We start from the raw sequence: 24,094 nt of genomic DNA, 5'->3' as shown, positions 1-24,094 counted from the left end.
GGAAGGTTCCCCTCATGATCGCCAGTCGGAACATCGGCCCGGTGGCGGCCGCCGCCACCCTTCTCGCCGCCGCGCCGCTGTCGGCCATCTTCGAGACCTGGACGTGGCTCATCCAGTCCGCGATCGCGGTCGCGGTGGTGGCCGGGGTCGCCGCGCTGACCCGGCTGGTCCGGGCGCCGCTGTGGGGTCAGGTCCTCGGCATGCTGGCCGGCCTGGTGCTCGCCCTGACCTGGTTGTTCCCCAGCGGCGGGGAGCTGCTCACCTTCCTGCCCACGCCGGGCACGATCGGGCACTTCGCCGACCTGTTCACCGGCTCCATGCAGGACATGCGCTCATACGGCGTGGAGGTACCGGACACCGACCCGCTGCTGTTCATCACGGTGCTCGGCGTCGGCGGGGTGGCCGTACTGGTGGATGTGCTGGCGGTTGGTCTGCGCCGGCCCGCGCTGGCCGGGCTGCCGATGCTCGCCATCTACTCGGTGCCGGTCGCCGTCTACGTCGACAGCGTCCCCCCGGTGCCGTTCGTGGTGGGCGCCGCCGGATACCTCTGGCTGCTGGTCACCGACAACGTCGACCGGGTCCGCCGGTTCGGCCGCCGGTTCACCGGCGACGGCCGCGACGTCGACGTGTGGGAGGCCTCGCCGCTGGCCGCCGCCGGCCGTCGGCTCGCGGTGGTCGGGGTGGCCATCGCCGTGGCGCTGCCGCTGGCCGTGCCGGGCATGACCGGCGGGCTGCTCGACACGCTCGGCGGCGGCACGGGCAACGGCAACGGCAGCGGCCGGGCGGGTGCGGGCGGCTCATCGGGCCGGATCGACCTGTTCGCCTCGCTCGCCGGCCAGCTCAACCAGTCCGAGGTGGCCGACCTGGTCAAGGTGACCACGTCCGAGCCGAGTCCGTTCTACCTGCGCTACGCGGTCGCGGACGAGCTGCGCCCGAACGGGTTCCAGGCGCGCAACCCGAGCGGCCGGCCGGTCAACCGGGACCTGCCGGACCCGACCGAGCGGGCCGGCCCGGGCGTCCAGCAGACCCCCTACCGGGCGACCGTCGAGGTCACCAAGAGCCTGAGCATGTCCCTGATGCCGGTGTACGCCGAGCCGGTGCGCACCGAGGACCTCAACGGCAACTGGCTCTACGACCCCAACCAGCAGGTCGTCTTCTCCAACCGGGACAACTCCCGGGGCAGGAAGTACTCCTTCGACTACATCCGCTCGACGTACACGCCTGCGGCGCTGCGGGCCGCGCAGCCGCTGCCGGCCGACCACCCGGTACGCCGGCAGCTGACCGCCACGCCCGGGCCGGTGCCCGAGGTGGAGGAGCTGGTCCAGGGCCTGGTGCAGGGCAAGCGCACCGACTACGACCGGGTGCTGGCGATCTACCAGCACTTCTCGGCGGACAACGGGTTCAGCTACCGGCTCAGCACCGAGAGCGGCAGCAGCGGCGAGGACATCGTCAACTTCCTGACCAACAAGGTCGGCTACTGCCAGCAGTACGCCGCGGCGATGGCCTGGCTGGTGCGCAGCGCCGGCATCCCGGCCCGGGTGGCGTTCGGGTTCACCAACGGCAGCAAGCGGGACGGCGACACCTACACGTTGACCAACCTCAACCTGCACGCCTGGACCGAGGTCTACTTCGACGGGGTCGGCTGGGTGCCGTTCGACGCCACGCCGTCGTACGGTGTGCCGGGCTCCACCCGGTCGGCCTGGGCACCGGACACCGATGCGCCGGAACGGGCCGACACGGCCCCCGGCACCCCGGGCACCCCGTCGGGCCCCGACGCGTCGGCCGGCCCGGCCGGTCCGGACAACGCCGACCGGGACACCGACTCGGGGCTCTCCCTCGCCGGCGAGACGCCGGCCGAGCAGCCGCCGGTGTGGCCCTGGTGGACGGCGGGCCTGCTGGCCCTGTTGGCACTGCTGGCGGTGCCGGCCCTGCGTCGGCTGGCGCTGCGCCGGCAACGGGGTGGCCGGGCGGCCGGCGCCGCGATGGCCGCCGCATCGAACGACGCCGCGACGGTGGACGGGGCACGTGTGGTGGTGGTCGGGCCGGATGCCAACCGGGCTCGCGCGGACGCGCACGCCGCCTGGGCGGAGCTGCTCGACACGCTGGTGGACTTCCAGGTCCGGGTCGACCGCACCGAGACGCCCCGGGGGACCGCGGACCGGCTGGTCCGGGAGACGTTCAGCGATGACACCGCGGCGGTCGGCGCGGCGCGGCTGCTCGGCCGGGCTGAGGAGCGGGCCCGCTACGCGCGGGATCCGCTGACCGGTGAACCGCTGGTGCCGGCACTGCGCGCGGTCCGCGGTGCGCTCGCCGCCCGGGCGGGCCGGCGGACCCGACTGCTCGCCGCCGTGCTGCCGCCGTCGGTGCTGCTGCGCTGGCGGACCGCCCTGGCGGACACCTCCGGCCGGATGGTGGCGCTGACCGGGCGGGCCCGGTACCGGCTGCTCCGCTGGAATCCGCGTCGGCTGCTGGCCGACCGGGCGGCCCGCTGAGCGACGTCCGTCCGGCTCGCGGGGCGGCGGTCCACCGGACCGTCGCCCCGGGCCACCGGTGCTCGCCGCCGTACGGTGCCTTCTGATCGACTTGATGCCGGGTGGTCGCCGGAGGCCGCACGGAACGGCCCAGATCAAGTGATCATGGACGCCAGATGACGCGCGGGACGAGGCGGGTGAGCGCTGGAGTCGGCGTGCGGCCCTGGGCCGTTGAGCGGCGGAGCGGACGGCGTTCGTCCACCATGCGACGGGCGCGCGGATACGTCAGCGGTCGCCGGGGATGTTCCCGGCGACCCGCTCGTCGCGGGTACGGCCCGCCTCAGCGGCGGGACAGGCTCAGCGGTGCCCCTCCGGGCGCTGCCGCCACCTGTCCTCCATGCGGTCCAGGATCGACGGCCGGCGACCGGATCGGCCGCCACGGGGACGGCGACGACTGGTCGTGCCACCGACCACGTGCAGGTCGGGTGACTGCGCCCGCCGGTGCGACTGCACCGCGAACGCGGCCGAGGCCAGCATGACGACAAAGCCCGCCACCGCCAGCGGTGGAGTCTTGATCACCGCGCCATAGACCAGTAGAGCCAAGCCAGCGATGATCACGCCGGCAGCGACGAGCAGGCGACGCCGCGCATGGAAGCGCGGATCGCTGGCGCGCACGGCCGAGGCGAATTTGGGGTCCTCGGCAAGCGACCGCTCGATCTGCTCGAACAGCCGCTGCTCGTGCTCCGAGAGCGGCACGGCACTCCTCCCCGGTCACGTTGGTCGGGCCCACTCGGGCCGACAGACCGTGGCAGCCAACCGGCTGCTTACCCGCAAGTCTACGAGGGGGGTCGCGCGTCGGAAAGCGGGACGACCTACGGGTGGGGTGGATTTTCGTTTCGACGGGGGTCACGGTCGCCCAGGAGACTGGCCGGACCTATGACGGACCGCCCGAATCGGGCAGCGGCGGCGTCCGCGGCAGCTTCCGCCTCACGCCAGCCACGCTCGGGCGCGCCGAGGGTGAGCTGTCGGGGCGCACCCTGTGCCGGGGCGAGCCCCTCCACCCGGACACCGACGAGCCGGATCCGCTCGCCCGGGTCCAGCGCGGTGTAGAGCGCCCAGACCGTGTCGAACATCTCGCGGGCCGTGTCGGTGGGCACGCCGAGTGTGCGGGAACGGTTGACGGTGCGGAAGTCGGCCAGCCGCACCTTGAGCGTCACGGTGCGCCCCACCTGCCCGGAGCCGCGTAACCGGACGCCGACCTTCGCGCTGAGCGCGAGCAGGGCGCGACGGATCTCCACCGGGTCGGCCACGTCGGCGTCGAAGGTCACCTCGGCGCCGATCGACTTGTCGACGTGCTCGGGGCTGACCCGGCGCGGGTCCCGCCCCCAGGCCAGCTCGTGCAGGTGCGCCGCGGACGCCGCACCCACCGCGCGGCGGAGCATGCCCAGCGGGGCGTCGGCGAGGTCGCCGACGGTGGCCAGGCCGAGCCGGCGCAGCGACTCGGCGGCGCGCTCCCCCACCCCCCAGAGCGCGTCCACCGGCAGGGGGTGCAGGAAGTCGAGCACCTGCCCGGGGGGCACGACCAGCAGGCCGTCCGGCTTGGCTCGGGTGGACCCCAGCTTGGCCACGAACTTGCTCGGCGCCACCCCGACCGAGCAGGTCAGCCCCTGCTCGTCGGCGACCCGGCGGCGGATCAGCCGGGCGATGGCGGCCGGGGAGCCGAACAGCCGACGGGCTCCGGTCACGTCGAGGAACGCCTCGTCGAGGGAGAGCGGCTCGACCAGCGGGGTGACGTCCCGGAAGATCTGCATGACGGCGCGGGAGGCGGGCGTGTAGGCGGTGAAGTCCGGTGGCAGGTAGACCGCGTGCGGGCAGCGGGCCCGGGCCTGGCTGGTCGGCATCGCGCTGCGGACGCCGTAGCGGCGGGCCTCGTAGCTGGCCGAGCTGACCACGCCGCGCGGTCCGACGCCGCCGACGACCACCGGCCGGCCCCGTAGCTCGGGCCGGCGCCGCACCTCGACGGCGGCGAAGAAGGCGTCCATGTCGACGTGCAGGATCGGGCTGCCGGAGTCGTCGGCGTCCGGCCCGAAGCGGGGATCGCCGCCCCGGGGCAACGACTGGCTGCGGCCCATCCCAGCAGGTTAACCCGGGGGTACGACATCACCAGCGGCTGCCGGGGCCGGGCCGTCCGTCGGTCAGCCGCGGACCACCAGCAGCGGCACGGTCAGCTCGGCGGCGGTGTCCGACCCGTGGTACGCCACCAGCCGGGACGCCATCGGCCGTTCGGTGCGGGTGGCCATGACCGCGTACGTGTCGTTGCAGCTCACCACCACATCGCCGATACGCCCCAGGTGCTCCTCGGGCACCGGCCCGAACCAGCCGCTGGCCACCACCTCGTCCCGGGTGCGCACCCGGGCCGCGTCGCCGAGCACCGCCGACCAGGCGGCCACCACGTCGTCGACCGCACCCGGCGCGACGTGCAGGTAGCGCACCCGGGCCTCACCGGCCACCAGCCGCACACCGTCACGCAGCCGCGGATCGGTGTCCAGGTCGAAGCGGTGCGTGGCGGGCACGTTGAGCTGGCCGTGGTCGGCGGTCACCAGCAGCGCCGCGTCCGGCGGCAGCCCGTCGACCAACCGGGCGAGCAGCGCGTCCACCTCGCTGGCGGCGATCCGCCAGGGGGCCGAGTCGATGCCGGTGAGGTGGCCGTGCCGGTCCAGGTCCGCGTGGTAGCCGGAGACCAGGGTGGGTCCGCTGCCGGCGGCCAGCGCGGCCAGGATGGTGGCGGCCACGGCGTCCGCGCCGGCGGCGCCCCGGAAGTCGCCGCCCCGGTTGGCGGCCAGGGTCAACCCGCTGCCACCGAACTCCGGCCGGCTCACCACGCTCACCGCCACCCCGGCGGCGCGGGCCCGTTCCAGCTGGGTGGGCACCGGCTGCCAGCGCAGCGGCGGCGGGTCGGCGGCCCAGTCGGTGTGGGTGAGCACCCGGTCCGTTCCGGGCACCCGCACGGTGAAGCCGAGCACCCCGTGCGCGCCCGGCGCGACGCCGGTGCCGAGGGTCACCAGGCTGGTCGGGGTGGTGGACGGGAAACCGGCGATGAGCGGCCGGCCCACCGTCGCGGCGAGCCCGGCGAGGGTCGGCGCGTACGGCACGGCGGCCGGCAGTTGATACCAGCCGAGCCCGTCGACCAGCAGGACGGCGATCCGGCGTACCCCGGTCAGCGCGGGAACCAGTCCGAGCGGGTCGGCCGACCCGGGCACGCCCAGCACGGCCAGTGCGCTGGGCAGCACGTCAGCGAGGCGACCGCCGCCGTGCGCCGGACCGAGGACGGCCAGCGGCGCCGGCGCGCCACCCGGCAGGGCGGTCATGCCGGTCGGCGGGCGAACAGGTGCAGCTGGGCGGCCAGATCCCGGTACGGGGGTTGGGCGGCCAGCGCCCGTTCCAGCTCCACCAGCGCGGCCGACTGCCCGTCGGCCACCGCGGCCGGCAGCAGGTCGGCCAGCACGCGTACCCCGTGGATCTCCTCGACCACCAGCCCGGCGGCGCCGAGCAGCGCGGCGGCGCCGGAGGCGTCGTAGCGCCGGCGCAGGGTGTCCCGTGGCCCGGCGGTGCCGGCCGGGTCGGCGGCCAGCGCGGCCGCGACGTCCAGGTGACCGTTCATCGCCCGGCCCAGCACGGCGGCGGCCCGGCCGGCCACCAGCACACTGGCCGCACCGCCCGGCCGCAGCGCGGTGGCCAGCGCGGCCACCACCGGCGTCGGGTCGTCGACCACCTCCAGCACGGCGTGGCAGAGCACCAGATCGACACCGGCCGGCTCGACCAGCCCGGCCAGCGCGTCCCCGTCGCCCTGCACCGCGGCGATCCGGTCGGCCACCCCGGCCTCGGCGGCCCGGCGGGTCAGCGCGGCCAGCGCGTCCGGGCTGGCGTCGACCACGGTGACCCGGTGCCCGGCGCGGGCCAGCGGGACGGCGAAGCCACCCGTGCCGCCGCCCACGTCCAGCACGGTGAGCTCGGCGTCGCCGCGCCGGTCCAGCTCGGCGCGGAGCACCGACCAGATCACGGCGGTACGGGGGGTCAGCGGCGGCCCGGTGAACCGGCCTCGGGTCTGCTCCACCCGGTCGAGCCTAGTCACCCGGTCCAGTCAACCCTTGCGGCCGGTGGTGGCGATGCCCTCGACGAAGTGCCGCTGGGCCAGGAAGAACAGGATGATCATCGGTACGGTGGCCAGCACGCTCCCGGCGAGCACGATCTCCCACTGCTGCTCGCCGCCGTAGCCGAACCGGTCCAGCACCACCTTGAGCCCGCGCGGCAGCGTGTAGAGCTGCTCGTTGCGCAGGTAGATCAGCGGCTTGAGCAGGTCCGTCCAGCTGGCCTTGAACTCGAAGACGAAGGCGACCAGCAGGGCCGGTCGGATCAGCGGGAAGGCCATCTTCCAGAACAGCTGCGGGTAGCTCGCCCCGTCCACCCGGGCGGCCTCGAAGTACTCCCGGGACAGGGAGAGCAGAAACTGCCGCAGCAGGAAGATGTAGAACGCCGAGCCGAACAGGTTGCCCGCCCAGAGCGGCACCTGGGTGTCGGTCAACCCCAGGTCCGACCAGATCAGGTACGTCGGGATCATGGTGACCGCGAACGGCAGCATCATGGTCGCCAGGACCAGCCCGAAGAGCAGGTTGCGGCCGGGGAAGCGGAAGTAGGCGAAGCCGAAGGCCACCCAGGCGCTGGAGAGGGTCACCGCCGCGGCGGCGGCGACGCCGACCACCACGCTGTTTCCGAACCAGGTCAGCAGCGGCACGGCCTGCCAGGCCTCGGCGTAGTTCTCCGGAGTGAACGGCACCGGCAGGAAGCCGGGGGCGAAGACGTACTCCCGGGGGCGCAGCGAGGCGCTGATCAGCCAGACGAACGGCAGCATGAAGATCACCGCGGCGCCCACCAGCGCCGCCACGAAGAGCACCCGCTGCCAGAGTGGCGGGCGGCCCTCACCGGCCGCCGACCGGGGCACCGCCGGCCGGGCCGGCGAGATGCCGGGCACCGGCGGAGCAGTGCCCCGCTCGACGGCGGTGGTCACGACTCGGCCCCAGCCGCCGGGTCGTCCTCGGCCCGGGACCGCCGAGCGTTGGCGACCGGGCCGTCGGTGAGCTGGTACTCGCGCGGCTCGAGGTGCTGCTCGGGCACCCATCCAGCGGTCAGCCGGGTGCGTCGCGCGTTGGCCACGCCGTTGTGACCGTTCATCCCCGTCACTTGTCTTCTCCCTCGTAGTACACGAACCGGTTGCTGAGTTTCACCTGTATCAGGGTGATGATCAAGATGATCACGAAGAGGAGCCAGGCCATCGCCGAGGCGAAGCCCATGTGCAGGAACTGGAAAGCCTCCTGGAACAGGTGGATGACGTAGAAGGTGGCCGCGTCGCTGTTGAACGTGTTCTGGGTCTCGCGGTTGCCGAAGTACATGGTGTAGACCTCGGTGAACATCTGCAGCGACGCGATCGTGTTGACGATCAGCGTGAAGAACAGCGCGCCCGAGATCATCGGCAGGGTGACCGACCGGAACCGGGCCCAGGCGCCGGCGCCGTCGATGGCGGCCGCCTCGTACAGGTCACGGGGCACGTTCTGCAACGCGGCCAGGTAGATGATCACCGTGGAGCCGAGGCTCCACAGGCTCATCAGGATGATGCCGGGCATCACCCAGCCCGGGTCCGTGGTCCAGCTCGGACCGTCGATCCCGACCAGGCCGAGCGCCCGGTTGATCAGGCCGTCCTGAGTGTTGAGCAACAGCAGGAACAGGATGCCGACCGCCACCGCCGGGGTCATCACCGGCAGGTAGAAGACGGTACGGAAGAAGCCCTGCAACCGGCCGACCCGCTTGAGCAGCAGCGCCAGGCCGAGCGAGATCAGCATCACCAGCGGTACGTGCAGCGCCGCGTAGTAGACGGTGTTGCCCAGGCTGCGGGCCACCGCCGGGTCACTCATCAGCTCCCGGTAGTTGTCCAGCCCGGTGTACTCCGGCGGGTTGATCACGTCGTACTCGGTGAAGCTCAACCAGAGGCTGGCGATCATCGGGCCGGCGTAGAAGACCAGGAACCCGACGATCCACGGCGCCAGGAAGAGGTACGCCCAGCGCGCCTCCCGCCGGGCCAGCGGCGTACGACGGCGCCGGCCCGGAGCGGGAGCGGTGACGGTGGCCATCGCGCGGGCTACTTCGCGGCCTTGTCCAGCGCGGCGGTGGCCTCCTGCTGGGCCCGCTGCAACGCCTGCGCGGGCTGCGCCTGGCCGGCGAGCACCCGGTTGACCGCGTCGTAGTACGCCTTGTCGAACTCCGCGCCCGCCGGAGAGGCGGGCATCGCGAAAGCGGCGTCCTGCACCGAACGGATGGTGGCCACCGCGTCGTCGAAGCGCTTGTTACCGGTCGGCTGGTACAGCTCGTCGAAGATCCTCTTGTCGGCCTCGGCGTTGGCGGTGTAGACGCCGGTGAACGGCTGGCCGGCGGACTTGCGGGCGTCCGCCCGGGCCTTCGCGGCGGCCATCCAGGTGTCGGTGGCGGTCATCTGCTTGACGAACGCGCACGCGGCGTCCGGGTTCCTCGCGCCCTTGGTGATCACCCAGGCCTGCCCGGCGGACTGGGTCAGCGGCTTGCCCTGCCGGTCCACGAACGGCTTGACCACCAGCTCGGCGTCCGGGCTGTTCTTGGCGGCCTGGTTGAGGAACCACTCCTCCATCGGCCAGGCCACGATCTGGCTCTTGGACAGCGGGTTCTGCGCGCCGAAGAAGTCGAAGGTGTCCCGGAAGGACTTGAACCTGCCCCAACCACCCTGCTGCTGGATCAGGTTCACCCCGGTGGTCAGCGCCTCGATCACCTTGGGGTCGTCCAGCTTGGCGGTGCGGCCGTCGGCGGAGAGCATGTCGACACCGTTGGCCTTGGCCCACATCGGCAGGAACTCGGGAATCTTCGGGTCGATGCCGATCCGGGAGAGCCGGCCGCCGGACACCGTGGCCAGCTTGGCGTTGAGCCCGGGCAGCGCCGCCCAGTCGGCCAGGTTGACCTGGTCGGCGGTCATCCCGGCCTTCTTCAGCAGCCCCTCGTTGAGGTAGACCACCCGGACGGTGGAGAACTCCGGGATGCCGTAGACGGTGCCGTCCAGGGTGACCTGGGCGCGGGCCGCCGGCCGGTACTGCTCCAGGTTGATGCCCTGCTTCTTGACACAGTCGGTGAGCGGCTGGATCGAGCCGCGCTTGGCGTACGTGCCGATCAGCTTGCGGTCCATGTAGACCAGGTCCGGTGGGTTGCCCGAGGCGACCGCGGAGAGGAACTGCTGCTCGTCGAAGCTGCCCTCGGTGACCTTCAGGTCGACGTCCGGGTGGTCCCGCTTGAAGGCGTCGACGCGGGTGCTGGCGATCTCGTCGGAGAACCCGAAGCCCATGGTGCTGAGCGCGCCCTTGGTGGCGGTGCCGCCGCCCGCGTCGCTGCCGCCGCCGACTCCCCCGCACCCGCTGAGCGCCAGGGTGAGCACCCCGGCGAACGCCGTCACCCGCACTGTCCGTGACATGAGACCCTCCCGATTCGCGCGGGCCACCCTGCCCGCGCGACCTGCACTTCTCCTCTTCTCCGGATTTCCAAACATGGGAGGCCGATGCTTGCCGGTCACCGGAAGTCACGGGACGCGGGACTGACCGGCGGTTCGATCGCGTCCAGCCGGTCGGCCACGAGGTTGGTCACCCCCTCGTGCCGTTCCAGCCGCCCCCGGACCACCAGCGCGGCGCTGGTCCGGGCCACCCGCCGGTAGCGCTGCCACAGCCCCGGCGAGCAGGTGACGTTGAGCATCCCGGTCTCGTCCTCCAGATTGAGGAAGGTGACCCCACCCGCGGTCGCCGGGCGCTGCCGGTGGGTGACGATGCCGCCGACCCGGATCCGCTGCCCGGGCTCCACCCGGCCGAGCCGGGCGACCGGCACCGCGCCGAGCACGTCGAGCTGGCCCCGGATGAACCGGGCCGGATGGCTCTCCGGCGACAGCCCGGTGGCCCACACGTCGGCGACCAGCCGGTCCACCGCCTCCATCCCGGGCAGCGTGGGTGCCGCCGCGCCGGTCACCGTGCCGGGCAGCCGACCCGGCCGGTCCTGGGCCGCCGCGCCAGCGGCCCAGAGCGCCTCCCGCCGGGTCAGCCCGAAACAGGCGAAGGCGTCCGCGGTGGCCAGCGCCTCCAACTGCGCGGCGGTGAGACCGACCCGCCGGGCCAGGTCCGGCATGTCCCGGTACGGCCCACCGGTCGCCCGTTCGGCCTCGATCCGCTCGGCCACCTCGGCGCCGAGGGTCCGTACGCCGGACAGCCCGAGCCGGACCGCCGGGCCGCCCAACCCCCAGGCGTGCGGCGGCTCCCCCGGACCGCTGCCCCACCGGGTGTCCGGGGTGGACTCCAGCACCGCCTTCGCCCCGCTGGCGTTGATGTCCGGGCGGCGTACCTCCACCCCGTGCCGGCGGGCGTCGTCCACCAGGGTCTGTGGGGAGTAGAAGCCCATCGGCTGGGCGTTCAGCAGCGCGGCCAGGAACGGCGCCGGGTGGTAGCGCTTGAGCCAGGAGCTGGCGTAGACCAGGTAGGCGAAGCTCATCGCGTGGCTCTCCGGAAAGCCGTAGCTGGCGAACGCGGTGAGCTTGCGGTAGACGTCCTCGGCCAGCTCGCCGGTGATGCCCCGCTCGGCCATCCCGGCGTAGAGCCGGTCGGCGATGCGGGTCATCCGCTCGACCGAGCGTTTGGCGCCCATCGCCCGGCGCAGTTGGTCGGCCTCGGCCGCGTCGAAGCCGGCCAGGTCGATGGCGAGCTGCATCAGCTGCTCCTGGAACAGGGGCACGCCCAGGGTCTTCTCCAGCGCGTTGCGCATCAGTGGGTGCGCGAAGGTCACCGGCTCCAGGCCGTTCTTGCGCCGGATGAACGGGTGCACCGAGCCGCCCTGGATCGGGCCGGGCCGGATCAGCGCCACCTCGACCACCAGGTCGTAGAACTCGCGGGGCTTGAGCCGGGGGAGGGTGGCCATCTGGGCGCGGCTCTCCACCTGGAACACCCCGACCGAGTCCGCCCGGCAGAGCATGTCGTAGACCTCCGGGTCATCCAGCGTCATGTCGCCGAGGTCGAGCCGGGACCCGATCATGTCGTAGCCGTAGTGCAGCGCGGAGAGCATGCCGAGGCCGAGCAGGTCGAACTTGACCAGACCGACCGCGGCGCAGTCGTCCTTGTCCCACTGGAGCACGCTGCGCCCGGGCATCCGCCCCCACTCCACCGGACAGACCTCGATCACCGGCCGGTCGCAGATCACCATGCCACCGGAGTGGATGCCCAGGTGCCGGGGGAACGTCTGCAACTCGTTGGCGTACTCCACCACCTGCTCGGGGATGTCCTCGACGTCGACCGTGGCGACCGAGCCCCACCGGTCGATCTGCTTGCTCCAGGCGTCCTGCTGGCCGGGTGAGAAGCCGAACGCCTTGGCCACGTCCCGCACCGCCGACCGGGGCCGGTAGGAGATGACGTTGGCGACCTGGGCGGCGTGCTCCCGGCCGTAGCGGGTGTAGACGTGCTGGATCACCTCCTCCCGGCGGTCCGACTCGATGTCCACGTCGATGTCCGGTGGGCCGTCCCGCTCCGGGGCGAGGAAGCGCTCGAAGAGCAGGCGGTGCCGGACGGCGTCCACGTTGGTGATCCGCAACGCGTAGCAGACCGCCGAGTTGGCCGCCGAGCCCCGACCCTGGCAGTAGATGTCCTGCTCACGGCAGAACGCGACGATGTCGTAGACCACCAGGAAGTAGCCGGGGAAGCCCAGCTCCTCGATCATGTTCAGCTCGTGGTCGAGCTGCGCGTACGCCGTCGGGTGCGCCTGCGGGGGGCCGTAACGCTCCCGTGCCCCGTCGGCGGTCAGTTTCCGCAGCCAGCTCATCTCGGTGTGCCCCGGCGGCACCGGGTACGCCGGCAGCTGCGGCGCGACCAGTTGGAGGTCGAAGGCCAGCTCGGCGCCGAACTCGGCGGCCCGGGCCACCGCGCCCGGATACGCGGCGAACCGGGCCGCCATCTCCGCGCCGCTGCGCAGGTGGGCGGTGGCCGCCGCGGGCAGCCAGCCGTCGATCTCGTCCAGGCTGCGCCGGGCCCGGACGGCGGCGACCGTGGTGGCCAGCCGTCGCCGGCCCGGGCTGGCGTAGTGCACGTTGTTGCTGGCCACCGTCGGCAGCCCGGCCGCGGCGGCCAGGTCGGCGAGCGCGTCGTTGCGGTCGGCGTCGACGGGGTGGCCGTGGTCGGTCAGCTCCACCGCCACCGTCTCCGCGCCGAAGAGCGCGGTCAGCCGGTCCAGCTCGCGGGCCGCCGCGTCCACCCCCTCGGTGAGCAGCGCCGCCGGCACGTGCCCCTTGCGGCAGCCGGTCAGCACCAGCACGTGGTCGCGCAGCTCGGCGGCGACCTCCTCCAGCTCCCCGTAGACCGGGCGGCCTTTCTCCCCGCCGCGCAGCTGGGCGCGGGCGATGGTGGTGGCCAGCCGGGCGTACCCCTCGTGACCGTGCGCGAGCACCAGCAGGTGCGCGCCGTGCGGGTCGGGCTCGCCGTTCTGCGGACCGGGCAGCCCGAGGGAGAGCTCCGCGCCGAAGATGGTCGGCAGGGCCAGCGCGCGGGCCGCCTCGGCGAAGCGGACCACCCCGTAGAAGCCGTCGTGGTCGGTGACGGCGAGTGCGGTGAGCCCCAGCCGGGCCGCCTCCTCGGCCAACTCCTCCGGATGACTGGCGCCGTCGAGGAAGCTGAAGTTGGTGTGTGCGTGCAGCTCCGCGTAGGGCACCACGCCGTCGGGGCGGGCCAGCTCCGGCGGCTGGTACTGCTCGCGCCGGCGGCTCCAGGCCGGGGAGTCCCCGCCGTCGGCGTCCACGGCGAGCGGATCCACCACGTGCAGGTGCCGCTCACCCCGGCTCCCCCGCTTGTCGTCGGCCCGCCCGGAGAGCACCCGCTCCAGATCCGACCAGGGCATCTTCGGGTTGTGGAAGCTCATCCGGCCGCCCCCACGGGTGGCCGGATCCCGACGGCCGGCTCCGCCGGCGAGAGGGTCGGTGAGCGATATACCTGAGAGTCATAAATATGCCTGACAGTCATATCGCTCGCCGGGGCATCCGCCTCCGGCAGGGAGCGGACACGGACCAGCTCAGTCATAGATCGCCTCCACCAGCCACTGCCCGGCCTCGACGGCGAGCAGCAGGGCGGTGCCGTCGGCGAGGCCGATCTGGAACCGGGCCCGGCGGTGGGCCTCCGCCGGCACCCACCAGCGCTCGTCCACCGGCCACGGCCCGGCCCAGCCGACAATCTCCGCCGGCCGGCCGGTGCCGACCAGCAGCCGTGCGGGTGGGGCGCTCACCGCCAACCGAGCGCTGACCACCACCGGCTCGCCGGCAGCGTCCTGCACGGTCGCCACGAGCGGGCTGGCCAGCACCATCGCCGGCGCGGGCGGGGGAAGCCGGCCGGGCCAGGGCGGGGCACCGGCGCGGGCAGGGAGGCGTTCGTCGCCCCACGGCACCAGTCGCACCTGGTCAGCCGGGGAACGCCCGCCGCCGAGCACCGCGGTGACCACCGATTCCGGGCCGAGGATGCCCTGCACCCGGCTCAACGCCCGGTGCGCCCGCTCCCGCTCCTCGCCGGCCTCCCCCCAGAGGCCGGACTGCAGGCCGGCCTGGGCGATCACCCCGTCCGGGACCAGCCGCAGCCGGATGATGCCGGCCGTCGGCCGGGCCGGTCGGGCACCGGCCCGGCCGTTGCTGCCGGAGAGCCAACCATCGAGCTGCCAGCGCACCCGGTCGGCGATGGCCGCGGCGGTGAGCAGGCCGTCGTGCCGCCACACGCGGTGCAGCTCCTGCCCGTGCGCGGTGACCGCCTCGATGCCGAGCCGGGTGCAGGCCAGCCCGTGCCCGGCCAGCCGGTCGTGCAGCTGCTCGGCCAGCGCGCGGGCGGCGAACGCCGCCGCGTCGACCCGGTCGATCGGCTCGTCGTGCTCGGCGGTCACCGTCAGGTCGGACGGCGGCTGCCGGACGGCGAGCGGGCGATGGTCCCGCCCGGCGGCCAGCCGGTGGGCCAGCGCGCCGTCGAACCCGAACCGGGCCAGCACGTCGCCGGCCGGCAACGCGGCGAAGTCGCCGAGGGTCCGCACCCCCAGCCGGCGCAACAGGTCGGCCAGCGCCGACCGGCCGAGCGCCTCGACCGGCAGCCCGGCCAGGAACTCCGGTGTCCCGCCCGGCGCCACCACCCGGCCGGCGCGGGCGGCCAGCCCCGCGGCGAAGACCCCGTCGGCGATGCCGACCTGGCTCTCCACCAGACACGACTGGGCGATGTGCTCGATGATCCGCTCGGCGGCCGCCTCCTCGCCGCCGAGGTAACGGCTCGGGCCCCGGGCGGCCACCGCGCAGGCTCCCGGGCGGACCACCTCGACGCCGGCGACCAGCTCCTCCACCGCGGCGACCACCGGCTCGAACGCCCGGGCGTCCCGGCCGGGGTCGTGCTCCACGACGGTGAGCTGCGGGCAGCGGCCCTGCGCCTCCCGCTTGCGCAGCCCTCGACGCACCCCCTCGGCGCGGGCCCGCTCGGAGCAGGCGACCACCCGGTTGGCGTGCAGCACGGCGACCGGGCCGGTGGCCGGCACCCCGTCGACGATCTCGGCGGCGAGCACCGGCCAGTCCGGGCACCACAGCAGCAGGGTCCGTACCGGCGAGCCGGTCACGCTGGTCACGCCGGGCTGACCAGAGTGAGCGACACGGCCGGTCGGGCCACGGTCGACGGCACCGTACGAGGGATCACCCGGGTGAGCTCGTCACCGGGGAGCCAGACCTTGATCTCCTTGGGTCGGGCGGCCGCCCCACGCCCCCGCGCCGAAACGGTGATCTCCCGGCGGCGCAGCCGGCCCCGGCCCGACCCGAGTCCTTCCCAGACCCCACGGACCACCTGCAGCGTCACGTCCGCGCCGTCCCACCGGCCGTACGGGACGAGCACGCTGCCGCGCTGCCGGGCCCGGGCGGCCAGCCGGGTGGCGACCGAGGCGGAGACCGCGGCCGGCACGGCGGTGACCACGACGTCCACCCCGTCGATCAGTGCGGCGACCACGGTGGCCCACTCGGGGCCGGGATCCGGCACCAGGGCCAGCCGGTCCAGGGCGATGCCCAACTCGGCGGCCGCGCCCGCGCCGAACGTCGGCACCCCGACCACGGCGCACCACGAGCCGGCCCGGGACGCCTCAGCGAGCAGGGCCAGCACCAGCGAGGTGCCGCCGCTGCGCCGGGGTTGGCCGACGGCGACCGCGATGGTGCTGCCCCGGCGCAGGCCCCGGTTGGGCAGCAGGCCGGTCAGCTCGGGTGCCACCGGCAGCACCCGGTGGCCGCCGACCTGGTCGGGTGCGCTCGCCGGGCGTACCAGATCGGCCAGTGCGGCGGAACCGACCACCATGCGGCCCACCATTGGACCAACCCCCCGTCGTTGCTGTGGATCAGATCAGGACCGGCACGCCGTGACGCCGGCCGCCCGACTCCCCCCGTCGGGCGGCCGGTGTCACGGCGGGATCATGCGGCGAGACCGTCCAGGGCCGGTTGATGAGCCACGCCGAGCGCGGTCTCCACCACCGTGACGAACTGTTCGGCCGCGCGGAGCAGGTCGTCTGCCTCCCGGGCGCTGACCACCCGGGGGATGCCGGCCTCGGCGGCGGCCCGCTTGCCGGCGCCGGCGGCGAAGAACCGGGCCCACTCGTCGAGCTCGGGGGCGACGGCGCAGAGCAGGACCCAGACGCTGGTGATCCGGTTGCGCCGGCTCGGCGCGGGTCGGGCACGGGCGGCGAGCAGTGCGGCCGCCGCGCGCAGAGCCGCCAGGTGGGCAGCCGCGTAGCGCAGGCCGTCGGGTCGGGTCTGGCCGGCTTCGACCAGCCCGCGCCGGGCCAACATGAGGAGCTGGGCGGGGGTGCGGTGCGGCAGCACGTGCGCCGGCACCGCCGGTGCCTGAGCCGGGTTGGTCGGCATGGACTGTCTCCTCCACTGGCCGGGGCGTCGCCTCGGCGCACCGGTGCCGCCGATGGGATGCCGAGGTCGGGTGGTGCGGAGGAAGACGCACCGGGTGTGGCCGGCCGGGTGTGGATGCTTCCCCACACCACACCCGGCCGGCGTACCGGCGGGTTCGTCGCCCGCCGCCCGGGGGTCGTGGGCGGCGGGCGACGCTCCTGCCTGTCGGGACCGGGCTCGCGACTGCCCGGAAACCCAGGTGCGGCCCGCGGAGCCGCACCGGCCAGAGCTGGCGCCGCGAAACGCCGCGCTCCGGCTGGTTGGAACGGGCGTTCGAGGCAATCGAACACTCGTTCTAACTGCTGCTGACAGTACACCTCCCCTCCGACGAAAATGCAACGTGTGACGCGCCGCCCGGTGCACCGGAGTGAACCCGGCACCGTGGACCGGGAAGAATGGCGACATGCAGCCACACCCGAACGTACGGGCGGTGCAGGACGCGCTGGACGGCTCCGGCGCGCTCGACGGCGCCGGCCAGCCCAGCACGGTCCGCCTGCTGCCCGACGCGGTGCACACCGCCGCGGCGGCCGCCGAGGCGCTCGGCGTCCAGGTCGGTCAGATCGCCAACTCGCTCATCTTCGACGCGGACGACACGCCGCTGCTCGTGCTCACCTCCGGCGCGCACCGGGTGGACACCGCCGGCCTGGCCGCGTCGATCGGGGTCACTCGACTGCGCCGGGCCACCCCGGAGTTCGTCCGGACGCACACCGGGCAGCCGATCGGTGGGGTCGCCCCGCTCGGGCACCCCCGACCGCTGCGCACCCTGGTGGACACCGCGCTGGCGGCGTACCCGGAGATCTGGGCCGCGGGTGGCGTACCGCAGGCCGTCTTTCCGACCACCTACGCCGAGCTGCTGCGGGTCACCGCCGGCACCCCGGCCGAGGTGGCGTGAGCGAGCGGAGCGAGCGAACCAGCAGGCACAGCAGCGCCGTTCCGGATCTGGTCACCCTGCACGTGTGGCGGACCTCCCGTGGCGCGCTGCCCCGGGCGCTGACCCGGATGGCGGTGGACCCGGGCCGGTTGCGCGCCCTGCCGGGCGTGCGGTTCGGCAAGCTGCTGGGCACCGGGACGGGCACCGGCTTCGGGCCGGGTGACGCCGACCTGACCCGGTGGGCGGCGCTGACCGTCTGGGACTCGCCCGCCGCGGCGGCCGGCTTCGACGACTCGCCGGTCGGCCGCGCCTGGGCTCGGATCGCCCGCGCCCACGCCCGGGTCGACCTGCGGCCACTGAGCAGCCGGGGCGAGTGGTCCGGTCAGCGGCCCTTCGGCGAGCCGCCGGGTGGCCGGGTCACCGGCCCGGTGCTGGCACTGACCCGGGCCCGGCTGCGGGCCCGCCGGGCGGCCACCTTCTGGCGGGCGATCCCCCCGGTCGCCGCCGCCCTGCGCGACGCGCCGGGGCTGCTGGCCCGGTTCGGTGTCGGTGAGGCGCCGCTGGGTTGGCAGGGCACGGTGAGCGTGTGGCGTGATCCGGCGGACCTGGTGGCGTTCGCGTACCGTCACCCGGAGCACCGGGCGGCGATCATGCGAACCCCCACCGCGGGCTGGTACGCCGAGGAGCTGTTCGCACGGTTCGAGGTGCGCGACGTGGTCGGCGACCGGACGGTGCTCGGGTGGGTCGCCGACGGCGACCCGGGAACGGCGAAGGGTGGACGGGCATGAGGTTGGTGCGCTGGACGCCGGACGATCTCGTCCGGCGGCTGGACGACGTGGTGACCGTCTACGGCGAGGCGATGGGATACCGCACCGATCTGCTGGAGGCCCGGCGCGGCTACATCGCCACCCACGTCCGCCGGCCCGGGTTCCGAGCCGTGGCCAGCCTGACCAGCGAGGGTCACCTCGCCGGCTTCGGCTACGGCTACCTGGGCGGCCCCGGGCAGTGGTGGCACGACCAGGTGCACCGGGCCCTGGACGCCCCGACCCGGCAGCGCTGGCTCACCCACTGCTTCGAGGTGGTCGAGCTGCACGTACGGCCGCCGGCGCAGGGGCACGGCCTGGGCGCCGGCCAGCTGCGTGCCCTGCTCACCATGGCCGAGGGCGACACCACGCTGCTGTCCACCCCGGAGGCCGACGAGCAGACCTCGCGGGCCTGGCGGCTGTACCGGAGGTTCGGCTTCGTCGACGTCCTGCGCGACTTCCACTTCCCCGGCGACGAGCGGCCGTTCGGCGTGCTCGGCCGGGATCTGCCTCTCGAGCGCCCGGCGTCATGACCCGGCGGGGGATCTCCTGGACGCTGCTCGCCGTCCTGGTGCTCGCCCAGATCTGCTACCCGCTGACCACCGGCGCCACCCGGGCCGGGCTCACCGTGGCCACCGTCGTGCTCGGCTGGCTTCTCTCGGTCGGCCACGCGCTGCTCAGCCGGGGACCCCGGGCCGCGGTGGCGCTGGTCGCCGTGGCCACTGGCGGAGGGTTCGCGATCGAGGCGATCGGGGTGGCCACAGGTGTGCCGTTCGGCAGCTACGACTACTCCGGAGAGCTCGGCCCCAAGCTGGCCGGGGTGCCGCTGATCATCCCCCTGGCCTGGACCTGGATGGCCTGGCCGGCGTGGCTGGCGGCGGTCCGGCTGACCGGCGGCACCGGGTCGCCGACCATCCGGCGGGTGCACCGCATCACGCTGGCCGCGCTGGGGCTGGCCGCCTGGGACCTCTTCCTCGATCCGCAGATGGTGGCCGAGGGGTACTGGGTCTGGCGGGACGCCACCCCGGCGCTGCCCGGCCTGCCCGGCATCCCGGTCAGCAACTACCTGGGCTGGCTGCTCTTCGCGGTGCTGCTGATGAGCGCGCTGCGCCCGCTGGCAGGCCCGGACGCCGAACGCACCGACCACCGGGATCACCCGATGATCGCGCTCTACCTGTGGACGTACTTCTCCAGCATCCTGGCCCACGCGGTCTTCCTCGACCTGCCCGCCTCGGCGCTCTGGGGCGCGGCCGGCATGTCGGTGACCGCCGTGCCGCTGGCGGTGATCCTGCTGCGCGCCCGCCGGGCCTCCGACGCCCACCGGGAGAGCCACCAGCCGCACCGCCCCGGTGTCGACGCGACCCGATGACCGTCCTGTTCGCCCTGCTGCTCGTCGTCGCCGCGCTGACCGGGCACACCTGGGTCAACGCCTCGCGCTGGCTGCGCCGGCCCACCGACCGACCGGACGAGGCCGGCGAGCCGGTCGCCGTGCTGCTGCCGCTGCGGGACGAGGCCGCCCGGGTCGCGCCCTGCCTGCGCGCTCTGCTCGCCCAGCGCGGTGTGCCCGGGCTACGCGTCGTGGTCCTCGACGACGGGTCCACCGACGGCACCGCCGACGTGGTCCGCGCGGTGGCCGGCGACGACCCCCGGGTCACCCTGCTCACCGGGGTCGCCCCGCCGCCGGGCTGGCTGGGCAAGCCGCACGCCTGCTGGCAGCTGGCCACCCGGGCCGACCCGGCGGCGACCGCGCTGGTCTTCGTCGACGCCGACGTGGTGCTCGCCCCGCACGCCGTGGCGGCGGCCGTCACCGAGCTGCGCGCCGCCCGCGCGACGCTGCTGTCGCCGTACCCCCGGATCGTGGTGGCGACGGCGGCCGACCGGCTGGTGCAGCCGCTGTTGCAGTGGCTCTGGCTGACCTTCCTGCCGCTGCGCGCGATGGAGCGCTCGCGGCGGCCGTCGCTGGCCGCGGCGGGCGGGCAGTTCCTGGTGCTGGACCGGGCCGGCTACACCGCCGCCGGTGGACACGCCGCGGTCGCCGACAAGATCCTGGAGGACGTCGAGCTGGCCCGGGCGGTCAAGCGGGCCGGTGGGCGGATCGTCCTCGCCGACGGCTCCCGGCTGGCCACGTGTCGGATGTACGACGACTGGCCGCAGCTGCGTGACGGGTACTCGAAGTCGCTGTGGGCGTCGTTCGGGCACCCGGGCGCGGCGGCCGCCGTGGTGGCGTTGCTGCTGCTGCTCTACACCGCCCCGCCGCTGGTCGCGGTGGCGGCCCTGGCGGCCGGCGCGCCGGGGGTGGCCGCCGCGGGCCTGGCCGGCTACCTGCTCGGGGTGGCCGGGCGGGTGCTCACCGCCCGGGCGACCGGCGGCCGGTGGTGGCCCGACGCGCTCGCACACCCCGTGTCGGTCGTGGTCCTCGGTTGGCTGACCCTGCGGTCGTACCATCTGCGAAAGCAGCGTCGCCTGACCTGGCGGGGCCGCCCGGTCAGCTAGGAGGCGCGGCATGGCGCGGATCGTGGTCGTCGGCGCCGGGGTGGGTGGCCTGGCCACCGCCGCCCGGCTGGCCGCCACCGGGCACCAGGTGACCGTCTTCGAGCGGGCCGACACGGTCGGCGGCAAGCTCGGCCGGTACGTGCACGACACCCCGGCCGGGTCGTTCCACTTCGACACCGGCCCGAGCCTGCTCACCCTGCCCGAGGTCTTCCACGACCTGTTCGAGGCGACCGGGGCGAAGCTCGACGAGTACCTGGACCTGGCCCCGCTGGACCCGATCGTCCGGCACGTCTTCCCCACCGGTGGCCCGGCACTGGCCTCCTGCGCCGACCCGGTGGAGTTCGCGGCGCGGATCGGGGCCGCCTTCGGTGACCGGGCGGCGGCCGACTGGCAACGGCTGTGGCGCCGGGCGGCGCGGGTGTGGCACGCCTCCTCGCGGGACATCCTGCGCCGTACCGTCGATTCCCCCCGCGACCTCGCGTCGCTGGCCTGGCGCGTCGGCGACCTGGCCGCCATCGCCCCGGGCCGCACCCTGCGCGGGCTGGGCCGCCGGCACCTGTCCGACCCTCGGCTGCGGATGCTGCTGGACCGGTACGCCACCTACACCGGCGCCGACCCCCGCCGGGCGCCGGCGGCCATGGTGGCGGTCCCCTACGCCGAGCTGACCTTCGGCGGCTGGTACCTGCGCGGCGGGTTGGGCACGCTCGCCGACGCGCTGCTGACGCGCTGCCTGGACCTCGGCGTGGTCGTGCGGACCGGCGCCACGGTGACCCGGATCGACGCCGCCGGCGGCCGGGTGCACGGGGTACGCCTCGCCGGCGTCACCGCGCCGGTGCCCGCCGATGTGGTGGTGGCCAACGTGGACGCACTCACCGTCTACCGCGACCTGCTGCCGCACGCACGCCGGCTGGCCGGGCTGGCCGACCGCAGCCTGGCGGGCTTCGTGCTGCTGCTCGGCGTCTCCGGCAGCACCGGGCTGGCGCACCACAACGTCTTCTTTCCGCGCGACTACGACGCGGAGTTCGACGCGGTCTTCGGCGACCCGGGGCGCGGCGTACGGGCGCGGCCGGCAGCCGACCCGACGGTGTTCGTCACCGTGGCCGACGACCCGATGGCCCGCCCGGCCGGGCACGAGGCGTGGTTCGTGCTGGTCAACGCCGCACGGCAGGGCACCGCCGCGGGCGCGGTCGACTGGCGACGCCCGGGGCTGGCCGACGCGTACGCCGACCGGATCCTGGCGGTGCTGGCGGAGCGTGGCGTGGACGTACGCGACCGGCTGCTGTTTCGCGAGGTCCGTACCCCGGCCGACCTGGACGCGGCGACCGGCGCGCCGGGTGGCTCGATCTACGGCACCGCCGGAGGGCTGCTCCGCCCGGCCAACCGGGGCCCGGCGCACGGGCTGTGGCTGGTGGGCGGCTCCAGCCACCCCGGCGGTGGGCTGCCGATGGTGACCCTCTCCGCGCAGATCGTCGCCGACGAGATCGGCCCCGCCTGGTAGCCGCAAGGAAGGGCACCTTGTTAACGCCTGCGGTATAGGAAGGGGCCCTTCCTGACATCGCGGCACGGAGGTCAGCCGGCGTCGAGCAGCGCGCGGCGGACGGTGGAGAGCAGCTGCCCCAGACCGAAGCCGGCCAGCAGCACCCACACCGCGGTCGCCATGGTGATGGTGCCGGCGGCGAGATCCGGCTCGATCAGCCCGGCCAGCCCGGCGACCAGCAACCCGACCAGCGCCACCGAGACCCGGGTGGGGCGTTCGCCCACGGTCACCGCGCCGATCTCACGCATGCCGGCGGAGACCGCTCGGGCCCGGGTGTACTCGTGCAGCCAGGACAGCGCGCCGCCCGCGACCACCAGCGCGCCCGGCGCGCCGACCAGCCAGAACGCCAGCAGCCAGGCCACCTCACCGAGCCGGTCGGCGACCGAGTCGTAGACGTAGCCGAGCCGGGTGGTGCGGCCGGTGGCCACCGCCACGGCCCCGTCCACGCTGTCCGCCACCGAGGCGAGCAGCACGAACAGCGCGCCGAGAAAGGGCCCGTCCGCCGGCCGGGTCACCAGCAGCGGTACGCAGAAGCAGAGCAGCACCCCGGCCACGGTGACCGCCGTGGGACTGACCCGCAGCCGGCCCAGCACGTACCCGACGTGGTACGCGAACCGCAGCCAGGCGCGCACCACCGGCGCGGCCGTCCGGGGGTCGAACCCGCCGTGCAACCGTGCCCACGCCGTGGCGTACTGGTCCCAGTTCAGCTGTGTGCCCACCACGGATCAACCGTCGTGCCGGGCATCAGGTGTCGCCGGCTCCGGGGTCACATCCGCGCGCCGGCCTTGAGGTTCTGCCAGACCTCGCGGGTCGCGGTGGACCGGTTGAGGGTGATGAAGTGGATCCCCGGCACGCCCTCATCCAGCAGCCGGCGGGACATCTCGCTGGCCTGCTCGATGCCGAGCCGGCGGACCGCCTCCGGGTCGTCGGCGACCCGCTCGAAGCGCGCCGCCAGCGCCGGCGGGAAGGGCGCTCCGGACAGCTGCACGGACCGCTCGATGGTGCCGATCTGGGTCACCGGCATCACCCCGGCGAGGATCGGGGTGTCGCAGCCGGCGTCCGCCACCCGGTCACGCAGCCGCAGGTAGTCGTCCGCCTCGAAGAACATCTGCGTGATCGCGAACTCGGCGCCGGCCCGGCACTTGCGCACGAAGTGCGCGGTGTCGCTGGCCACGTCGGGTGAGCGGGGGTGCTTGTACGGGAAGGCCGCCACGCCCACGCTGAAGTCACCGGCGTCCCGCACGAGGCGTACCAGGTCCTCGGCGTAGTCCACGCCCGCAGGGTGGCGGACCCACTCGCCGCCCGGGTTGCCCGGCGGGTCACCGCGCACCGCCAGCACGTTGCGCACCCCCACCCCGGCGAGCCGACCGATCACGTGCCGCAACTCGGCGACGGAGTGGTTGACCGCCGTCAGGTGGGCCATCGGCAGCAGGGTGGTGTCGGTGGCGATCCGCTCGGTGACCGACACGGTGGTGTCCCGGGTCGAGCCACCCGCGCCGTAGGTGATCGACACGAACGACGGGCGCAGTGACTCCAGCTCGCGGATCGCCTGCCAGAGCAGCCGCTCCCCCGCCTCGGTCTTGGGCGGGAAGAACTCGAACGAGAAGGTCGGCTGACGGTCACGGATGAGCTCCCCGATCGCCGGCTGCGGATTGGGGAGTACCGAGGGAAGACCGAGCGCCACGACCCGACTCTAGCGGGCAGCGTCCGCACCACCCAGGCGCTTTCCATCGCGTCCCACGGATCGACGGATCCGTGGGCGCGCCCGTTGGCCGGTGCCGCCCCGCGCGCCCGGCCCGGCGGGCGGAGAGCCGTCGTACCCACGGGGTAGTAATGGGTGGCGCGGGAGGGTCGGCGGGGGCGGCCCGGGGGCACGCGCGG

General features: G+C 74.4%; 21 protein-coding genes. 7 read left to right on the top strand and 14 right to left on the bottom strand.

Features of this window, described 5'->3' with window-relative positions; translation table 11 throughout:
* The first annotated feature begins 14 nt into the window (after nucleotides 1-14).
* Nucleotides 15-2,492 (top strand): DUF3488 and transglutaminase-like domain-containing protein, encoded by a 2,478-nt coding sequence (locus KBX63_RS14750; RefSeq protein ID WP_210911585.1) that lies wholly within the window; start codon nucleotides 15-17, stop codon nucleotides 2,490-2,492.
* 336 nt (nucleotides 2,493-2,828) lie between these two features.
* Here the strand turns inward: KBX63_RS14750 and KBX63_RS14745 are convergent, their stop codons facing one another.
* The 12 genes from KBX63_RS14745 to KBX63_RS14690 all read right to left on the bottom strand — a co-directional run bounded on the left by KBX63_RS14745 (nucleotide 2,829) and on the right by KBX63_RS14690 (nucleotide 16,470).
* A complete protein-coding gene (locus KBX63_RS14745) occupies nucleotides 2,829-3,227 on the bottom strand; it encodes a DUF3040 domain-containing protein (RefSeq protein WP_074313058.1) in 399 nt (132 codons plus the stop codon).
* Between the two features lie 116 nt (nucleotides 3,228-3,343).
* Nucleotides 3,344-4,603: a DNA polymerase IV gene (locus KBX63_RS14740; protein WP_210911584.1), complete on the bottom strand. Its 1,260-nt coding sequence runs from the start codon at nucleotides 4,601-4,603 to the stop codon at nucleotides 3,344-3,346.
* 63 nt (nucleotides 4,604-4,666) lie between these two features.
* The gene (locus tag KBX63_RS14735; protein ID WP_210911583.1) at nucleotides 4,667-5,839 is read right to left on the bottom strand and encodes an alkaline phosphatase family protein; all 1,173 of its coding nucleotides are present in this window, start codon (nucleotides 5,837-5,839) and stop codon (nucleotides 4,667-4,669) included.
* Complete coding sequence (locus KBX63_RS14730; protein ID WP_210911582.1) at nucleotides 5,836-6,603, bottom strand: methyltransferase domain-containing protein; 768 nt, start codon at nucleotides 6,601-6,603, stop codon at nucleotides 5,836-5,838. The genes KBX63_RS14735 and KBX63_RS14730 overlap by 4 nt, the downstream gene beginning before the upstream one ends.
* Nucleotides 6,604-6,612: 9 nt before the next feature.
* Nucleotides 6,613-7,536 (bottom strand): carbohydrate ABC transporter permease, encoded by a 924-nt coding sequence (locus KBX63_RS14725; protein ID WP_210911581.1) that lies wholly within the window; start codon nucleotides 7,534-7,536, stop codon nucleotides 6,613-6,615.
* Nucleotides 7,533-7,709 (bottom strand): hypothetical protein, encoded by a 177-nt coding sequence (locus KBX63_RS14720; protein WP_159451030.1) that lies wholly within the window; start codon nucleotides 7,707-7,709, stop codon nucleotides 7,533-7,535. The genes KBX63_RS14725 and KBX63_RS14720 overlap by 4 nt, the downstream gene beginning before the upstream one ends.
* On the bottom strand, nucleotides 7,706-8,653 hold the full coding sequence (locus KBX63_RS14715; protein WP_210911580.1) for a carbohydrate ABC transporter permease: 948 nt from the start codon (nucleotides 8,651-8,653) through the stop codon (nucleotides 7,706-7,708). Before KBX63_RS14715 ends, KBX63_RS14720 begins: the two co-directional genes overlap by 4 nt.
* Before the next feature lie 8 nt (nucleotides 8,654-8,661).
* The gene (locus KBX63_RS14710; protein ID WP_210911579.1) at nucleotides 8,662-10,011 is read right to left on the bottom strand and encodes an extracellular solute-binding protein; all 1,350 of its coding nucleotides are present in this window, start codon (nucleotides 10,009-10,011) and stop codon (nucleotides 8,662-8,664) included.
* Between the two features lie 95 nt (nucleotides 10,012-10,106).
* Nucleotides 10,107-13,475, bottom strand: coding sequence for an error-prone DNA polymerase (locus tag KBX63_RS14705; RefSeq protein WP_210911578.1), 3,369 nt, complete (start codon nucleotides 13,473-13,475; stop codon nucleotides 10,107-10,109).
* A gap of 150 nt (nucleotides 13,476-13,625) precedes the next feature.
* Nucleotides 13,626-15,188 (bottom strand): DNA polymerase Y family protein, encoded by a 1,563-nt coding sequence (locus KBX63_RS14700; RefSeq protein ID WP_210911895.1) that lies wholly within the window; start codon nucleotides 15,186-15,188, stop codon nucleotides 13,626-13,628.
* Nucleotides 15,189-15,193: 5 nt separating this feature from the next.
* Nucleotides 15,194-15,919: a hypothetical protein gene (locus tag KBX63_RS14695; protein ID WP_210911577.1), complete on the bottom strand. Its 726-nt coding sequence runs from the start codon at nucleotides 15,917-15,919 to the stop codon at nucleotides 15,194-15,196.
* Nucleotides 15,920-16,020: 101 nt separating this feature from the next.
* Nucleotides 16,021-16,470 carry an SAV_6107 family HEPN domain-containing protein gene (locus KBX63_RS14690; RefSeq protein WP_210911576.1) on the bottom strand — a complete coding sequence of 150 codons (450 nt, stop codon included), beginning with the start codon at nucleotides 16,468-16,470 and terminating at the stop codon, nucleotides 16,021-16,023.
* Nucleotides 16,471-16,912: 442 nt separating this feature from the next.
* Between KBX63_RS14690 and KBX63_RS14685 the strand changes: the two genes are divergently transcribed.
* Genes KBX63_RS14685 through KBX63_RS14660 form a run of 6 tightly spaced genes read left to right on the top strand, consistent with a single transcriptional unit; the run spans nucleotide 16,913 to nucleotide 22,174 of the window.
* A complete protein-coding gene (locus tag KBX63_RS14685) occupies nucleotides 16,913-17,401 on the top strand; it encodes a YbaK/EbsC family protein (RefSeq protein ID WP_210911575.1) in 489 nt (162 codons plus the stop codon).
* Nucleotides 17,398-18,168: a monooxygenase gene (locus KBX63_RS14680; RefSeq protein ID WP_210911574.1), complete on the top strand. Its 771-nt coding sequence runs from the start codon at nucleotides 17,398-17,400 to the stop codon at nucleotides 18,166-18,168. Before KBX63_RS14685 ends, KBX63_RS14680 begins: the two co-directional genes overlap by 4 nt.
* Nucleotides 18,165-18,716: a GNAT family N-acetyltransferase gene (locus tag KBX63_RS14675; protein WP_210911573.1), complete on the top strand. Its 552-nt coding sequence runs from the start codon at nucleotides 18,165-18,167 to the stop codon at nucleotides 18,714-18,716. The genes KBX63_RS14680 and KBX63_RS14675 overlap by 4 nt, the downstream gene beginning before the upstream one ends.
* Nucleotides 18,713-19,552, top strand: coding sequence for a carotenoid biosynthesis protein (locus tag KBX63_RS14670; protein WP_210911572.1), 840 nt, complete (start codon nucleotides 18,713-18,715; stop codon nucleotides 19,550-19,552). Before KBX63_RS14675 ends, KBX63_RS14670 begins: the two co-directional genes overlap by 4 nt.
* Complete coding sequence (locus tag KBX63_RS14665) at nucleotides 19,549-20,676, top strand: glycosyltransferase family 2 protein (RefSeq protein ID WP_210911571.1); 1,128 nt, start codon at nucleotides 19,549-19,551, stop codon at nucleotides 20,674-20,676. Before KBX63_RS14670 ends, KBX63_RS14665 begins: the two co-directional genes overlap by 4 nt.
* Nucleotides 20,677-20,686: 10 nt before the next feature.
* Entirely contained in the window at nucleotides 20,687-22,174 is a 1,488-nt protein-coding gene (locus tag KBX63_RS14660) for an NAD(P)/FAD-dependent oxidoreductase (protein ID WP_210911570.1), read from the top strand.
* Between the two features lie 71 nt (nucleotides 22,175-22,245).
* On the opposite strand, the gene KBX63_RS14655 is transcribed toward KBX63_RS14660, so the two are convergent.
* Both KBX63_RS14655 and metF read right to left on the bottom strand, forming a co-directional pair.
* On the bottom strand, nucleotides 22,246-22,935 hold the full coding sequence (locus tag KBX63_RS14655; RefSeq protein ID WP_210911569.1) for a CDP-alcohol phosphatidyltransferase family protein: 690 nt from the start codon (nucleotides 22,933-22,935) through the stop codon (nucleotides 22,246-22,248).
* A gap of 44 nt (nucleotides 22,936-22,979) precedes the next feature.
* Nucleotides 22,980-23,897: a methylenetetrahydrofolate reductase [NAD(P)H] gene (metF, locus tag KBX63_RS14650; protein ID WP_210911568.1), complete on the bottom strand. Its 918-nt coding sequence runs from the start codon at nucleotides 23,895-23,897 to the stop codon at nucleotides 22,980-22,982.
* Nucleotides 23,898-24,094: the final 197 nt, after the last annotated feature.

Origin of the sequence: Micromonospora sp. U21 (assembly GCF_018070045.1) — a bacterium.
Taxonomy (GTDB): domain Bacteria; phylum Actinomycetota; class Actinomycetes; order Mycobacteriales; family Micromonosporaceae; genus Micromonospora.
The sequence above is the reverse complement of the archived record's forward strand: the minus strand, read 5'-3'. Positions and strand labels throughout refer to the sequence as shown.